Genomic DNA, 13,746 nt, shown 5'->3' with positions numbered 1-13,746 from the left:
GGTCACGGTTTTCCCGCTCGGAAGCCGTAGCGGACAGGTGGATATAGCCGGTGCGAACCACCATGGTGGTTCGCACCGGCTATGTTCGCGTCCGTCTCTCACGCGTACTCGCCGGTCAGGGTCGCCTGCCCGGAGCCCGCCGTCACCGTGCCCAGCCGCCAGGCCGGGACACCGCGGTCGGCCAGTACCCCGAGTGCGTGTTCGGCGTCCTCCGCCGCGACGACCGCCACCATGCCCACACCCATGTTGAACGTGGTCTCCATGTCCTCCCGGTCCACGCCGCCCTGGTCGGCGAGATAGCCGAACACGGGGGCGGGCGACCAGGTGGCGCGGTCCAGCTCCGCGTCCAGGTGGTCGGGCAGGGACCGGGACAGGTTGGCCGCGAGGCCGCCGCCGGTGACGTGCGCGTAGGCGTGCACCCTCACCGCCTCGGTCAGCGCTACGCAGTCCTTGGCGTACACACGGGTCGGTGTGAGCAGGACCTCGCCCAGCACCCCGTCCAGCTCCGGGACGTGCGCGGACAGGTCCAGTTCCGCCCCGTCCACGATGCGCCGGATGAGCGAGTAGCCGTTGGAGTGCGGCCCCGAGGAGCCCATGGCGATCACCGCGTCGCCCTCGCGGACCCGGTCCTGGCCGAGGATCGAGTCGCCCTCCACCACGCCGGTGCCCGCGCCGGCCAGGTCGTACTCGTCGGGCTCCATGGCGCCGGGATGCTCGGCGGTCTCCCCGCCGATCAGCGCGCAGCCCGCCTGGTGGCAGCCCTCCGCGATACCGCCGACGATCTCGGCGATGCGCTCGGGGACCACCGAACCACAGGCGACGTAGTCGGTCATGAACAGGGGCTCGGCACCGCTGACCACCAGGTCGTCGACGACCATGGCCACCAGGTCGACGCCGATCGTGTCGTGCTTGTCCATCCGCTGGGCGAGCAGCACCTTGGTGCCCACGCCGTCGGTGGAGGTGGCCAGGACGGGGTCCTTGTACCTGCCCACGTCGAGGCGGAACAGGCCCGCGAAACCGCTGGCGTCGGTGACCTGCTCCGGTCGGCGGGTGCGCGCTACGTGGCGCTTCATCAGGTCGACGGCGCGCTCACCGGCGGCGATGTCGACGCCCGCGGCCGCGTACGCGCCCGCCGTCCCCGTGTTGTCGGCTGCCACGCGAGTTCTCCTCGTGCTGTGTTGCGGTGGTGGTGCGGTCCCGGCGGGCCGGCCCGGGCACGACGGAGCCGCCGTGCTGGGTCCGGACCGGCGCGGCGGTTACTTGTCGCTGGTGGCCAGGGACGAGTCCCCGGGCGTGCCGCAGGACTTCTCCAGCAGGTGCTTGCCCTGGGAGTCGACGTCCACCTCGATCGGGTACACGCCGTCGAAACAGGCCCGGCACAGGTTGCCCTTGGGCACTTCCGTCGCGGCGATGAGTTCGTCGAGGTCCACGTAGGCCAGGGAGTCGGCGTTCACCGATTCGGCGATCTCGTCCACGGTCAGGTTCGCGGCGATGAGCTCGGCCCGGGTGGCGAAGTCGATGCCGTAGTAGCAGGGCCACAGCACGGGCGGGCTGGAGATGCGCACGTGCACCTCGGCGGCGCCCGCGTCGCGCAGCATCCGGACCAGGGCCCGTTGGGTGTTGCCGCGCACGATCGAGTCGTCCACGACCACCAGGCGGCGCCCCTCGATGACGTCGCGCAGCGGGTTGAGCTTGAGCCGGATGCCCAGCTGGCGCAGGGTCTGGCTGGGCTGGATGAAGGTGCGCCCCACGTAGGAGTTCTTCACCAGGCCCTGGGCGAAGGGGATACCGCTGGCCTCGGCGTAGCCGACCGCGGGGGGCGTGCCGGACTCGGGCACCGGAATGACCAGGTCGGCGTCCACCGGGTGCTCCTTGGCCAGGCGGCGACCCACCTCCACACGGGTGGAGTTGACGTTGCGGCCCGCGATGGTGGTGTCGGGGCGGGCGAGGTAGACGTACTCGAACAGGCAGCCCTTGCGAAGGGCGGGCGCGAAGCGGCGGGAGCGGACACCGCGCTCGTCGATGGTGAGGAGCTCGCCGGGTTCGATCTCGCGGACCATGGTGGCGCCCACGATGTCCAGGGCCGCGGTCTCGCTGGCGACCACCCAGCCGCCCGCGCCGGAGGTCTCGCCCATGCGGCCCAGTACGAACGGGCGGATGCCCTGCGGGTCGCGCGCCGCGTACAGGGTGTTCTCGTCCATGAACACCAGGGAGAAGGCACCCCTGACCTTCGGGAGGAGTTCGGCCGCCGCGTCCTCCACGGAACTGCCGTGCTTGGCCCGGTCGGCCAGCAGGTTCGTGAGGACCTCGGTGTCCGTGGTGGCCCCCCGGCGGGCGTCGGGCAGCATCGCCGCCAGTTCCGGGGTGTTGATCAGGTTGCCGTTGTGGCCGAGTGCCAGCCCTCCTTCGCGCGCCGTGTAGAAGGTCGGCTGCGCGTTCTCCCACACCGGCGAACCGGTGGTGGAGTAGCGGCAGTGGCCGATCGCGAGGTGGCCGCGCAGGGAATCCAGGGTCGCCTCGTTGAAGACCTGGGAGACCAGTCCCATGTCCTTGTAGACGAGGATCCGTTCCCCATCGCTCAGTGCGATGCCCGCGGACTCCTGTCCGCGGTGCTGTAGGGCGTAGAGACCGAAGTAGGTGAGCTTGCTGACTTCTTCGCCGGGAGCCCAGACCCCGAAGACACCGCAGGCGTCCTGCGGGCCGCGTTCGAGCGGATCGAGGTCCATGGAGAGCCGGCCGTCGGAGTACGACACGTTCACAGCTTAGTGCCTGGGCGTATGCCCGGCACCATCCGGGGGCGGTACCGGCCACAGAGGCAGGTGCCCGGACAGGTCGGAGCGGGCGCCGCTGGCGCGCACCGAGTACTCGGAAACGGCCTGTTCCCAGGGGAGGCGGCCGGTGGCCAGGCGCAGCCAGGTGAGGGGGTCGGCTTCCACGACCCCCGGTGGCGTGCCCCGGGTGTGACGGGGCCCCTCGACCGCCTGGACGGCTCCGTACGGTGGCACGCGCACCTCCAGGCTGTGCCCGGGGGCGCGGTCCGCGAGTACCGCCAGACTGCCCCGCACGGCGGCTTTGACGGCCCCGCGCAGCGGTTCTCCTGCGCGTAGCACCGCCTCCGCGCAGGCGGCGACGGCGGCCTCGTCACCGCCCTCGAAGGGGTCCTCGCCCAACGCGGAGAGCTGTTCGTCCAAGGAGGCGCGCAGGCGCCGAACGGCGCCCGCGCTCAGAGCGGAAGGCATGGACGAAAGCCTACGGTGCTGGTCGACGGGCGCTGAGCCATCGGGCGGGTGAACGAGGGGGGTACTTGTTATTGCGCTCAAATGGCCTGAAGGTGGACATCGAAGAACGCTGGTGGAACTGTCCGCCGGTCTCCACTCGATTGGGTGATTCCTGTCTCAGCGCACCGCTGGCCAGCGGGAGCGGGACACGGTAGCGTCCCGAACCGTCCCGGTGTTGTCGAGATTGGGAGGATTGCGATGGATCCCTTGCCCCCGGGCGTTCCACGCGGCGACACCGACAAATGAACAAGGGGTGACCAAGTCCGTGCCCGCCGGTCCCCTCCGGCGTCGGACCCGCGCCGCCCTGCCCTGCCGCGCCGGACCAACCGGCCCGCGCGTCTAACATCCACCAAGGAACACCACCGCACCATCGGGAGAACGACGTGCGCCTGCGCTTGCGCCCGCGTGATGACAGTTACTACGAGATGTTCACCGACTCGGCGAACAACCTGGTCATCGCGGCCCGCCTGCTGGTGGAGCTGATGAGTGACGGGGCCGACCGCGAGGCCATCACCGAGAAGATGCGCGCCTGCGAGCACGCGGGTGATGACGCCACCCACGCGATCATGCGTCGCCTCAACAAGAGCTCGGCAACACCACCGATTCACCGCGAGGACATCTACCGACTGGCTTCGAACCTGGACGACGTCATGGACTCCATGGAGGCCGCCGTCGACCTGATCGGCCTCTACGGCCTGGAACGCCTTCCCAAGGGGATCATCGATCAGATCGAGGTGCTGGAACGCGCCGCCGAGCTGACCGCTGAGGCGATGCCCCGGCTGCGCGTGTTGGAGGACCTGACCCGGTACTGGATCGAGATCAACCAGTTGGAGAACCAGGCCGACCGCATCTACCGCAAGCTCCTCGCCAACCTGTTCAGCGGGGAGTACGACGCCCTGACCGTCCTCAAGCTCAAGGACGTCATCGAAGAACTGGAGACCGCCGCGGACGCGTTCGAGCACGTCGCGAACACGGTGGAGACCATCGTCGTCAAGAACGGCTGAAGCCCCCGCCCCTCCAGATCCCCCTGACCGACCTCCCCGCGAAGACCGACGGTGGACAGAAGCCGCGCCCGGCAGGCCCCGTGCCTGACGGGCGCCTCGAGGCTCCCGTCGTCGCCCGTGCGGACGGGCGCGGGAGCGCCCCAGCGCTCACCCCCCGGTGCCACCGGGGAGCGGCCTACGGACCGGTGATCTCGCGGGTGGGAACCGTTCGGCGTGAGAACACCCCGACGAGGTGGTTGAAGAACCGTTCGGCGTCGATCTCCTCGATCACGGTCGCGTTGGCCGCCAGCCCGTGCACGCCCCAGGACATGGCCGCGTACCCGCGGGTCAGCTCCCCGGCCGTCTCCACGTCCACGTGGTACCGCCCGGAGCGGCGTACCAGCTCCGGGTGCAGCAGCACCGCGGCGGTCAGCGAGTCCGGGTGCGTGGTGCCGTCGATGCCCACCCTTCGGTCGAACTCCAGCGTCGCCGAGCACACGCGGCCGAAGAAGTCCGAGAGCGGAGTGCCCAGGGCGGCGATGGCGTCCAGCCGCTCCTGGTCGAACACCGCCTGGCGCAGGGTCAGCGGGTCCCACGGGACCACGGTGATCTCGAAGCCCGCCGCGAACACGGCCTTCGCGGCCTCCGGATCGACGTAGAAGTTGAACTCCGCGGCGGCGGTGATGTTGCCGCGGCCGTTGTTGGACCCGCCCATGACGTACAGGGCGCCGACGTTGCGGACGAAGTCCGGGTCCTTGGCCACGGCCATCGCGATGTTGGTCAGCGGTCCGATCGCCACGATCGACAGCTCGCCGGGGTTCTCAGCGGCCAGCCGGACCAGGGTGTCCACCGCGTGCTCCGGTTCGGGCTCCAGTCCCGAGAGGTCCATGGCCATGCCGCCGGATCCGTCACCGTGCACGTTCTCCGCGCTCACCCACGGCCGGACGAGCGGGCGGCGACAGCCCAGGTGCACGGGCACCTCGCCGAGGCGTCCGGCCACGCTGAGGGTGAGGAAGGCGTTGCGCACCTGCTGTTCGAAACCCACGTTCCCGGCCACCATGGTGATGGCGCGCAGGTCGGCGTCGGGGTCCAGCAACCCCACGAGGAGCGCCACGCAGTCGTCCTGTGCGGTGTCCGTGTCGATCACCAGCGAAGTGGTCACGCCTTCTCTCCTCCTGGCCGCTGAGGCCGTCTCGTCGCCGGTCACACCCTGCGGGAGGCGGGTAGGTGACGGATCAGCCGAAGCGGCCGCCCCCATCACCGGTCACCCTCTCTACGAGGGGCGGGAAGGTGACGGATCAGCCGAAGCGGCCGGTGATATAGTTCTCGGTCTCCTTCTTGTCCGGCCGCGTGAACATCTGGTTCGTCTCGCCCATCTCGATGAGCTTGCCGGGCTTGCCCGGGGCCGACAGGTTGAAGAACGCCGTCCGGTCGGACACACGCGCCGCCTGCTGCATGTTGTGCGTGACGATGACGATCGTGTAGTCCTCCTTCAGTTCGTGGATGAGGTCCTCGATCGCCAGGGTCGAGATCGGGTCCAGAGCCGAGCAGGGCTCGTCCATCAGCAGCACCGAGGGCTTCACCGCCGTGGCGCGGGCGATGCACAGCCGCTGTTGCTGGCCGCCCGAGAGGCTCGAACCAGGCTTGCTCAGCCGGTCCTTGACCTCCTCCCACAGGTTCGCGCCGCGCAGCGACTGCTCCACCAGGCCGTCCGCGTCGGACTTGCTCATCCGCTTGTTGTTGAGCCGTGCACCGGCGATGACGTTGTCGTAGATGGACATCGTCGGGAACGGGTTGGCCTTCTGGAAGACCATGCCGACCTCGCTGCGCACCATGACCGGGTCCACGCCGGGCCCGTAGATGTCCAGGTCGTCCAGGAGCACCTTGCCCTCGGTGCGGGCGCTCGGGGTCACCTCGTGCATCCGGTTGAGGGTCCGCAGGAAGGTGGACTTGCCGCAACCGGACGATCCGATGAACGCCGTCACCGACCGCGGCTCGATGGTCATCGACACGTCCGCCACGGCGAGGAAGTCGCCGTAGTAGACGTGGAGTCCGGAGACGTCGATACGTTTCGCCACTGAAAGTTCCTCGTGAATCTGCTCCGCACGCGGGGCGTGGGCGTTTGGTCTGGGATCAGCGGGTCTTCGGCGCGAACAGGCGGCCGATCATGCGGGCCAGGAAGAACAGCAGCATCACCACCAGGATCAGCGTCAGCGCCGCCGCCCAGGCCCGTTCGTAGTTGATGGCGCCGCCCATGCGGACCTGCGAGTAGATGAACACCGGGAGGCTCATCATCTGCCCGTCGAACAGGTTCCAGTTGATCGACACCGCCGACGTGCCCGCCGTGAGGATCAGTGGAGCCGTCTCTCCGATAACGCGTGCGATGGCGAGCATGATTCCTGTGGTCAGCCCGGCCGCGGAGGTCGGCAGCACCACCTTGGTGATGGTCCGCCACCTGGGCACGCCCAGGGCGTACGACGCCTCGCGCAGGTCCTGCGGGACCAGCCGCAGCATCTCCTCGCTGGAACGCACCACGACCGGGATCATCAGCACCGCCAGCGCGATCGCTCCCGCCGCGCCGTTGGTCCGGCCCGGGCCGAACAACATCATCCACAGCGCCACCACGAACAGGCCCGCGACGATCGACGGGATGCCCGTCATGACGTCGACGAAGAACATGATGGTCTGCTTCATGCGGCCCCGGGCGTACTCCACCAGGTAGACGGCGGTCATCACACCGATCGGCACCGAGATGAGCGTGGCCAGCCCGGTGATCGCCAGGGTGCCGGCGATCGCGTGGTAGACACCGCCCGCGTCCATGCTGGGCAGGACGCCGTTCATCGACACCGTCAGGAAGTAGCTGTCGAACCGGGCCACGCCGTTGACGAGCACGGTCCACAGCACCGACGCCAGCGGCAGCATCGCCAGCAGGAAGCACCCGTAGACGAGCGAGGTGACCAACCGGTCCTTGGCCTTGCGCCCGCCCTCGACGCGGGCGGAGGCGGTCACGGCGATCACCACGTACGCGGCGGCGGTGAGCACCCCCCACAGAAGGAACCCGAAGGAGGAGAAGGCCAGCAGGACCCCGGCCACCACGGCGGCGCAGGAGGCCAGCAGAGCGGCCGGGAAGCGGCGCGGCAGCGTCCCGCCGCGCAGGTCGCGCCGGCTCGATCCCGTGTCCGGACCGGAAGCGGAGGACTGGGTGGTCGTCGTGTTCATCGAGACTCCTTGTTCCCCCGCGCCACCACGTAGCGCGCGCCCATGTTGACCACGAGGGTGATCGCGAACAGGACCAGGCCGGCGGCGATCAGTGCGGACACCCCGTACCCGGTGGCCTCGGGGTACTGGAGCGCGATGTGCGCGGCGATGGTCTGGTTGCCGCTCTGTAGCAGGTTCCAGGAGAGGATGAGGGAGGGGGACAGGATCATGGCGACGGCCATGGTCTCGCCCAGGGCGCGGCCCATGCCGAGCATGGCGCCGCCGATCACTCCGGACTTGCCGAACGGCAGTACGGCCAGCCGGATCATCTCCCAGCGGGTGGCACCCATGGCCAGAGCGGCCTCACGGTGCCCCTGCGGGGTCTGGAGGAACACGTCGCGAGACATCGCGGTGATGATCGGCAGGATCATGACGGCCAACACCACGCCCGCGGTCAGGAGGGTTCGCGCGGATGTGGAGGCGGGACCGGAGAACAGCGGGAACCAGCCCAGGTAGCGGGTCATGGCCTCGTACACGGGGACCAGCTGGGGCGCGAGGAAGCCGATGCCCCACAGGCCGTAGACGACGCTGGGGATGGCGGCCAGCAGATCCACCAGGTAGCCGAGCACCGAGGCCAGCTTGCGCGGCGCGTAGAAGACGATGAACAGCGCGATCCCGATCGCCACCGGTGTGGCCAGCAGCAGCGCGATGGTCGCGGCGAGCACGGTGCCGAACGCCAGGGCGGCGACACCGAAGGCGGGGTCCTCGCGGACGTTGGGCGCCCACTCCCGCGTGGTCAGGAAGTTCGCTGTGTTGGCGGTCAGGGACGGCCAGGCCTGAACGAGCAGGAAGGCTGCGACACCGGCGAGGATCAGCAGGATCAGGATGCCCGAGCCTCGGGCGAGCCCGGCGAAGGCGACGTCGCCGATCCGACGCTTGCCCCTGGGCGGAGGTGCCGCCTCGGGCGCGTCCGTGGTCGTCATGGGTTGACTCCGGTTCGGAAGGTCTCAGGGCGGTTCGCCCGGATGGTGCGGTGCGGGTCGTGCACCTGCGTGCGTGCCTGATCTCGTTGTTTCCGACGGGGCGCCGTCCTCCCGGGGGCACAGGGGGACCGCCTCCCCGCCGAAGACACGTCCGAGCCCTGCGTGTAGCTGGTCACCGGTCACACTCCGTCACGGTCGTGACGTGCGATGGCCGTGTTGCGCCGAATGTGAAGGTAGGTGCGTCAGGTGACGAGCTGCACCAGAGAAGGTGAACGAGAGATGAACGGCGCGTCGCACTCCCGTGGCATCGGGGGAATTGCTCGGTGAATGTGACTATCCGCACGTCAGGAGGGGGTCTGCTGGCCTCCGCCGACGGGCGGCGCGTACATCACGTCGGTGTCCCACATGCCGAATCCGAGTGACTCGTACAGCCGCACGGCGGCCCTGTTGTCCCCGTCCACGTACAGGTGCACCCACGGCAGCCCGGCTTCGCGCAGGTGGCGCAGCCCGGCCAGGGTCAACGTGCGGCCGAGGCCGGTGCCCTGCCAGTCGGGGTCCACGCCCACCACGTAGACCTCGCCGACCGGTTCACCCTCGGTGAGACCGGCGCCGTCGGCGTGGGTCTTGGTCCAGTGGAACGCGGCGATCCGGCCGTCGTTGGCGACGGCCAGGAAGAAGCCGTTCGGGTCGAACCAGTCCTCCACCTCGCGCTGGAGCAGGTCGTCCAGGGTCAGCTGCCCCTGCTCGGGGTGGTCGGCGAACGCGCGCGCGTTCGCCTCCAGCCACGCCTGTTCGTCCTGGCCCACGACGAACGGCCGCAGCCGCACCCGGTCGGCCACGCCTGGCCGCAGTTCCGGCTCGGGCAGCTCGGGGGCCGTCCAGGGACCGCCCGCCTCATCGGCGCCGATGTCGCGTAGCGGCATCCGCATCTTGTGGAGTTCGCGGACGGCGGTCCAGCCGCCCGCGAGCGCGACCGAGACCGCCTGCGGCGTGCGCCCGTGCGCCCACAAGCGGACTCCGTCGGGTCCGGCGTCCTGGTGGACCGAGCGCAGCAGGGCGGTGCCGTGCCCGCGCCCCCGGTGGGCGGGATCGACGACGACCTCCCCGGAGTCGGGTTCGCCCGGGACACGCTCGATGAAGGCGAAGCCGACCACGCGCTCGTCCTCGACGACCAGGTGGAAGCGGCTGCTCCCGGAGGGGGCGCCGTGCCTGATGCGGAGCAGGGTGTGCTCCGACAGCGGGGCGGTGCCGTCGGCCGCGCGTGCGGCCTCGGCGAGTGTCAGCACCTGGTCGGTGAGTGTTGGGTCCAGGTCCTCGGTGACTAGCGGGGTGCTCATGAACCGAAAGCCTACGACGGAGCAACCGCGAAGATTCGATCAGGCACGGCAACTGGGAAATTCGTCCTGGTAACCCGCCCCGCGTCCGCGCGTGTGCGGGGGCGGGCTCCAGTCCGCGGACTACCGCTTGCGGCGCTTGCCCTGGTAGCCGGCGCCGGCCCCGACCCGGACGCGCCGCACCGGCGCCAGCGGGGTCGCGAGCAGTAGCGCGAGGAGGAACGCCGCGAGCAGCACCGCCGGGGCCATGTTCGGGCCCAGGTCGCCGTGGTCGGCGGCCACCTCGGTGCCGTCGAGCTCGTCGTCGTCGGATCCCGGGGTCACCAGCGGCAGTTCGGCGAGGTCCTCGGCGCCGGGGGTGACCTCGGGCAGGACGGCCTCGTCGCTCGGCAGGTCCGAGATATCGGGGTCGCTGGTGGGCACGTCACTGGTGGGGATGTCACCCACCCCGCCGGTCGAGGGAGTCGGGCGCGAGGGCGGGCCGCCTGAGCTCCCTGAGCCGCCTGAGGCCCCGGATCCGCTGGAACCTCCCGAGTTCCCCGTGTCGCCGGAGCCACTGGCCTGGTCCTCGGTCTCCTCAGGTGTCCGGGTCGGGCCGGGGCGGTCCGGCGGAGGGGAACTCTCGCCCTTGGTGGGTGTGGGGGACGGCGTGGGTGAGGGGGTCGGTGTGGGTGTGGGTGTGGGAGTGGGGGATGGCGTCGGTGAGGGGGTCGGCGTCGGTGTGGGCGGGGACGTCGGCTCCGGACCGGTCACGGAGACCGTCCACGTACCGGTGGAGACCTTGTGCTGGTTCGCGAGGTCGGGGGCCGTGCAGTCGGTCCCCTCCTCGGCGAGCGCGTACGCGAGGGTCGCCACGACTTCGGCCGACTTGCGGGGCGCACCGGTGACCTCGCCCGCGGACGCCTTCCCGCCCGGGCCGACCTGCTGGGGCTCGAACCCGTGGGAGCTGAACTCGGAAGCCCCCACGTTCAGCCCGACCAGGCAGATACCGGCGTCGCCGGTGTTGGTGACGGTGAGGGGGTTGGACGGCGCGGCACTGCCCAGCTCCACCTCGTCGGCGTCGCTCGCGAAGGCGATGGCGGCCGACGGGACGGGCGGGGGAGAGGCCTCCTCCGACGCCGACGGACCGGCGTAGGCCGGGGACATCACGGCGATCAGGCTGGAACCCACGAAGACGGCGCCCAGGGCGACACTCGCGCGGCGTTGACCGGAGGTGAGCGGGGAACTCGCGGCGGACGTGGTCATCGGTGCGTTCTCCTCCTAGCGGATGGCGCGCCAAAGCGGTTTCGGCACACCCGGCCGCGAGGAGTTCGCCGCGCCTGACGTCCCGGCGTTCGGGTGCCCCATGATCTTAGGACCTGTGGCCGCCGAAAACGAGTGTTCGAGCGCCCGCTTCCGCACCGTTGGTCATATCGCGGTGGCAGAGGGCACGGACGGGTCCGGGGCGCCCACGCGATGCGCGGCGCCCCGGACCCGTCCGCGGACGTGTGGCCACGGCCCGCGGGCCTTGTCTAACGGCTGCCGGACTCGGCGGTCCGGGCGGCGGGCAGCGGATCGGTGTCCTTGGCCTGGGCCGAGGAGGCCTTGGACGCCGTGTCGGGCACGAAGCGGTAGCCCACGTTGCGTACGGTGCCGATCAGGGACTCGTACTCCGAGCCCAGCTTGGCGCGCAGGCGCCGCACGTGGACGTCGATGGTGCGGGTGCCGCCGAAATAGTCGTAGCCCCATACCTCCTGAAGCAGCTGCGCCCGCGTGAACACCCGGCCCGGGTGCTGCGCCAGGAACTTGAGCAGCTCGAACTCCTTGAAGGTGAGATCGAGGATGCGGCCGCGCAGACGTGCGATGTAGGTGGCCTCGTCGATGACGAGGTCACCCCTGCGGATCTCGTCGGGGTCGTCCGTCCCGGCGTCGGCCGATCCGACGGCCAGCCGCAGGCGTGCCTCGACCTCCGCGGGACCTGCGGTGGCCAGCACGAAGTCGTCCGCCTGCCAGTCGGTGGTCAGCGCCGCCACGCCGCCCTCGGTGAGGATGACGATCAACGGGCAGTCCAGGCCGGTGGTGTCGAGCAGGCGGCAGAAGTTGCGGGCCGCGGCGAGATCGGTTCTGGCATCGACCAGAATGGCGTCGACCGGTGAGCTGGAACCGCCGGCCGCGCCTGAGGCCAGTAGCGCCCCGGCCTCGGCCGGTGCCACCCGCACAGAGTGCAGGAGGAGGCCGAGAGCGGGCAGTACGTGGTCCGACGGTTCGTTCGAGTTCGTCAACAGAAGCAGATGGCTCATGCGTCTCTTCTCGTCATCCCGCGCTGTACGGGCGATCGAAGGCGCCATTGCCCCCGGGTGAAGATGTCTTGTACGTCGCCTCCGAGCAACACCAAGGATAATCAACAGATGGCGAAGTGCACTATCAGGTACTGGGCAGCGGCCAAGGAAGCGGCTGGAACCGCTGAGGAAACGGTCGCGGCCACCACACTCGAAGAGGTCCTCGCGACGGCGTGTCGGCTGCATCCCGAAGACCGTTTCCAGCGCGTACTCGGGTCTTCGTCGCTCTTGGTCGACGAGCGCCCCGTCGGGCGCAGGCCGCACGGCGAGGTCGCGGTCGCGGACGGGACTGTGATCGAGGTCCTACCGCCCTTCGCGGGCGGATGAGTAGGGCGAAACGGCTGGGAAACAGGGAGGGAACATGAGGGAAACCCCCGAGTGGGCGGGCCGTGCGCGCGTGGTGATGCTCGGCAAGCCGGGGTGCCACCTGTGCGAGGACGCCTGGGAGGTCATCGGGCGGGTCACTGATGAGCTCGGCGCGAGCCGGGCTCAGGAGCAGTTGGACGATGTGGGCGAAGCAGACCGGGAGGAGTACTGGGACAAGGTCCCGGTGACGTTCGTGGACGGTCGCCGCCACGATTTCTGGAGGGTCAGCGGGGACCGCCTGCGCGCCGCCCTCGGCGACTGAGTGGGAGCGTGCTCGATGGAGCGAAAAAGTCTGTTGTGTCCACAAAACCTCACATCCGCGTTATTCCGGTTGTCCTGAATGCCGTAACCCGAACTCCTGATTTACGGGAGACGTGTCAAGGCCCTTCCACGTGGGAAATTATGAGCCCACTGTCACAGCGGACCCCACTTTGTGCGTGCTTTCACAAGCACGTAATCTAGGGGTTCCAGACCTGTCGGGGGAGCGGGCGGCAGTCCTCCCGCTCCCGGCGCCGGGCCGCGCGGCCCGTCTCCCGCGCGGACCGTCCCCGCACCCGCCCGCACCGACCGCCGCCCAGGAGCGCCCGCCTGTGATCAGTCGCCCGCCACAGCCCCGGGAGAGGGGCATTCCGGAGGCCACCGTGGCCCGGCTCCCCGTCTATCTGCGCGCTCTCCAGGCGCTCCAGGACCGCGGGATCCTCACCGTCTCCTCCGAAGCCCTCGCCTCCGCGGCCGGCGTGAACTCGGCCAAGCTGCGCAAGGACCTCTCCCACCTCGGGTCCTATGGAACGCGCGGAGTCGGGTACGAGGTCGAGTACCTCGTCTACCAGATCTCACGTGAGCTTGGTCTCACCCAGGACTGGGCCGTGGCCATCGTCGGCATCGGCAACCTGGGCCGCGCACTGGCCAACTACGGGGGCTTCGGCACCCGCGGCTTCCGTATCGCGGCCCTGCTCGACGCCGACCCGGCGATGGTCGGACAGAGCGTGGCGTCCCTTGACGTCAGGCATATTGACAACCTGGAGGAGGTTGTGCGCACCAAGGGCGTCTCCATCGGCGTCATCACGACACCGGCGGCCGCGGCCCAGGGCGTGGCGACGCGTTTCGTCGACGCGGGGGTGGCCAGCATCCTCAACTTCGCGCCGGTCGTCCTCAATGTGCCGGATGGAGTCGATGTGCGTAAGGTCGACTTGTCCATCGAACTCCAGATCCTCGCCTTTCACGCGCAGCGTAGGGCCGATGGCGACGGCCGGGGCACGGAACGCGCGGGACTGGAACTGACGTGA

At 69.8% G+C, this 13,746-nt stretch carries 14 protein-coding genes; 4 read left to right on the top strand and 10 right to left on the bottom strand.

The window, feature by feature from the left end:
- Window positions 1–98: 98 nt before the first annotated feature.
- From purM to AC0T5L_RS03510, 3 genes are all read right to left on the bottom strand, one after another.
- Window positions 99–1,157 carry a phosphoribosylformylglycinamidine cyclo-ligase gene (purM, locus tag AC0T5L_RS03520; protein WP_476163874.1) on the bottom strand — a complete coding sequence of 353 codons (1,059 nt, stop codon included), beginning with the start codon at window positions 1,155–1,157 and terminating at the stop codon, window positions 99–101.
- Between the two features lie 99 nt (window positions 1,158–1,256).
- Window positions 1,257–2,753 carry an amidophosphoribosyltransferase gene (gene purF, locus AC0T5L_RS03515; protein ID WP_476163873.1) on the bottom strand — a complete coding sequence of 499 codons (1,497 nt, stop codon included), beginning with the start codon at window positions 2,751–2,753 and terminating at the stop codon, window positions 1,257–1,259.
- 9 nt (window positions 2,754–2,762) lie between these two features.
- Window positions 2,763–3,239, bottom strand: a complete 477-nt coding sequence (locus AC0T5L_RS03510) for a sterol carrier family protein (protein ID WP_476163872.1) — start codon at window positions 3,237–3,239, stop codon at window positions 2,763–2,765.
- A 422-nt stretch (window positions 3,240–3,661) separates the two neighbouring features.
- On the opposite strand from AC0T5L_RS03510, the gene AC0T5L_RS03505 reads away from it, so the two are divergent.
- A complete protein-coding gene (locus AC0T5L_RS03505; RefSeq protein ID WP_476163871.1) occupies window positions 3,662–4,282 on the top strand; it encodes a DUF47 domain-containing protein in 621 nt (206 codons plus the stop codon).
- 175 nt (window positions 4,283–4,457) lie between these two features.
- Here AC0T5L_RS03505 and AC0T5L_RS03500 read toward each other — a convergent pair whose 3' ends face one another.
- The 7 genes from AC0T5L_RS03500 to AC0T5L_RS03470 form a co-directional block, all read right to left on the bottom strand.
- Window positions 4,458–5,423 (bottom strand): nucleoside hydrolase, encoded by a 966-nt coding sequence (locus tag AC0T5L_RS03500; RefSeq protein WP_476163870.1) that lies wholly within the window; start codon window positions 5,421–5,423, stop codon window positions 4,458–4,460.
- Window positions 5,424–5,559: 136 nt separating this feature from the next.
- Window positions 5,560–6,339 (bottom strand): phosphate ABC transporter ATP-binding protein PstB, encoded by a 780-nt coding sequence (pstB, locus tag AC0T5L_RS03495; protein ID WP_476163869.1) that lies wholly within the window; start codon window positions 6,337–6,339, stop codon window positions 5,560–5,562.
- Window positions 6,340–6,394: 55 nt separating this feature from the next.
- On the bottom strand, window positions 6,395–7,480 hold the full coding sequence (gene pstA, locus AC0T5L_RS03490; protein ID WP_476163868.1) for a phosphate ABC transporter permease PstA: 1,086 nt from the start codon (window positions 7,478–7,480) through the stop codon (window positions 6,395–6,397).
- Window positions 7,477–8,442: a phosphate ABC transporter permease subunit PstC gene (gene pstC, locus AC0T5L_RS03485; RefSeq protein WP_476163867.1), complete on the bottom strand. Its 966-nt coding sequence runs from the start codon at window positions 8,440–8,442 to the stop codon at window positions 7,477–7,479. The genes pstA and pstC overlap by 4 nt, the downstream gene beginning before the upstream one ends.
- 344 nt (window positions 8,443–8,786) lie before the next feature.
- Window positions 8,787–9,779: a mycothiol synthase gene (gene mshD / locus AC0T5L_RS03480; RefSeq protein WP_476163866.1), complete on the bottom strand. Its 993-nt coding sequence runs from the start codon at window positions 9,777–9,779 to the stop codon at window positions 8,787–8,789.
- A 120-nt stretch (window positions 9,780–9,899) separates the two neighbouring features.
- Window positions 9,900–11,021: a hypothetical protein gene (locus AC0T5L_RS03475; RefSeq protein ID WP_476163865.1), complete on the bottom strand. Its 1,122-nt coding sequence runs from the start codon at window positions 11,019–11,021 to the stop codon at window positions 9,900–9,902.
- Window positions 11,022–11,287: 266 nt separating this feature from the next.
- Window positions 11,288–12,055 carry a winged helix-turn-helix transcriptional regulator gene (locus AC0T5L_RS03470; protein WP_476163864.1) on the bottom strand — a complete coding sequence of 256 codons (768 nt, stop codon included), beginning with the start codon at window positions 12,053–12,055 and terminating at the stop codon, window positions 11,288–11,290.
- A 108-nt stretch (window positions 12,056–12,163) separates the two neighbouring features.
- Between AC0T5L_RS03470 and AC0T5L_RS03465 the strand changes: the two genes are divergently transcribed.
- The 3 genes from AC0T5L_RS03465 to AC0T5L_RS03455 all read left to right on the top strand — a co-directional run bounded on the left by AC0T5L_RS03465 (window position 12,164) and on the right by AC0T5L_RS03455 (window position 13,746).
- Window positions 12,164–12,421 carry a MoaD/ThiS family protein gene (locus AC0T5L_RS03465; protein WP_476163863.1) on the top strand — a complete coding sequence of 86 codons (258 nt, stop codon included), beginning with the start codon at window positions 12,164–12,166 and terminating at the stop codon, window positions 12,419–12,421.
- A 34-nt stretch (window positions 12,422–12,455) separates the two neighbouring features.
- Window positions 12,456–12,722, top strand: coding sequence for a glutaredoxin family protein (locus AC0T5L_RS03460; RefSeq protein WP_476163862.1), 267 nt, complete (start codon window positions 12,456–12,458; stop codon window positions 12,720–12,722).
- Between the two features lie 328 nt (window positions 12,723–13,050).
- Window positions 13,051–13,746 carry a redox-sensing transcriptional repressor Rex gene (locus AC0T5L_RS03455; RefSeq protein WP_476163861.1) on the top strand — a complete coding sequence of 232 codons (696 nt, stop codon included), beginning with the start codon at window positions 13,051–13,053 and terminating at the stop codon, window positions 13,744–13,746.

This window comes from Nocardiopsis sp. TRM 82005 (assembly GCF_056312425.1).
This window is presented reverse-complemented; position numbering and strand designations above follow the sequence as displayed.

Excerpts from the sequence above, each read along its gene's own strand:
- AC0T5L_RS03510 (WP_476163872.1), bottom strand. The coding sequence starts at position 3,239 with ATGCCTTCCGCTCTGAGCGCGGGCGCCGTTCGGCGCCTGCGCGCCTCC.
- pstA (WP_476163868.1), bottom strand. The coding sequence starts at position 7,480 with ATGAACACGACGACCACCCAGTCCTCCGCTTCCGGTCCGGACACGGGA.
- pstC (WP_476163867.1), bottom strand. The coding sequence starts at position 8,442 with ATGACGACCACGGACGCGCCCGAGGCGGCACCTCCGCCCAGGGGCAAG.
- mshD (WP_476163866.1), bottom strand. The coding sequence starts at position 9,779 with ATGAGCACCCCGCTAGTCACCGAGGACCTGGACCCAACACTCACCGAC.
- AC0T5L_RS03475 (WP_476163865.1), bottom strand. The coding sequence starts at position 11,021 with ATGACCACGTCCGCCGCGAGTTCCCCGCTCACCTCCGGTCAACGCCGC.
- AC0T5L_RS03470 (WP_476163864.1), bottom strand. The coding sequence starts at position 12,055 with ATGAGCCATCTGCTTCTGTTGACGAACTCGAACGAACCGTCGGACCAC.
- AC0T5L_RS03465 (WP_476163863.1), top strand. The coding sequence starts at position 12,164 with ATGGCGAAGTGCACTATCAGGTACTGGGCAGCGGCCAAGGAAGCGGCT.
- AC0T5L_RS03460 (WP_476163862.1), top strand. The coding sequence starts at position 12,456 with ATGAGGGAAACCCCCGAGTGGGCGGGCCGTGCGCGCGTGGTGATGCTC.